The organism is Brevibacillus sp. NL20B1 (assembly GCF_018195675.1).
Classification (GTDB): domain Bacteria; phylum Bacillota; class Bacilli; order Brevibacillales; family Brevibacillaceae; genus Brevibacillus; species Brevibacillus aydinogluensis.
The window spans coordinates 1-625 of record NZ_JAGTPT010000067.1; the positions used below are offsets into that span (position 1 = coordinate 1).

Below are 625 nucleotides of genomic sequence, written 5' to 3' on the forward strand. Positions count from 1 at the left end.
CGGCGGTGCCTGATAGGTGTAAGCATTGGCCAACACCGCTTCTTTTCCGTCCGGATTTACTACTTTTACGTCAACGGTTCCTGGAACATCTCCCGGTGGCGCCAGCGCCTTTAATCGATTCGGCCCGTAATAGGTGTGAAGTTGGGCTTCTTTCCCTCCCATGTATACCTTCAAACCTTGCACAAAGTCTTTTCCGTCAATGTAGATCACTTCGCCTCCTTGCAGTTTCCCGCTGGTTGGCGTAATCGCAGTGATCGCTGGTATCATCTCTGGCGGTGCCTGATAGGTGTAGGCGTTGGCCAACACCGCTTCTTTTCCGTCCGGATTCACCACTTTTACGTCGACGGTTCCTGGAGCATCTCCCGGCGGCGCCTGTACTTTTACTCGGTTCGGACCATAATAAGTGTAAAGTTGGGCTTCTTTCCCTCCCATGTATACTTTCAAACCTTGCACAAAGTCTTTTCCGTCAATGTAGATCACTTCGCCACCCTCAAGCTTTCCGCTGGTTGGCGTAATCTTGGTGATCGCCGGTATCATCTCCGGCGGTGCCTGATAGGTGTAAGCATTGGCCAACACCGCTTCTTTTCCGTCCGGATTTACTACTTTTACGTCGACGGTTCCCGGA

The 625-nt window shown here is 51.8% G+C and carries 1 protein-coding gene; it reads right to left on the reverse strand.

Features of this window, described 5'->3' with window-relative positions:
- Window positions 1-625, reverse strand: a 625-nt coding sequence (locus KDN35_RS19790) for an IPT/TIG domain-containing protein (RefSeq protein WP_212133776.1), incomplete at both ends; no start/stop codon positions are given.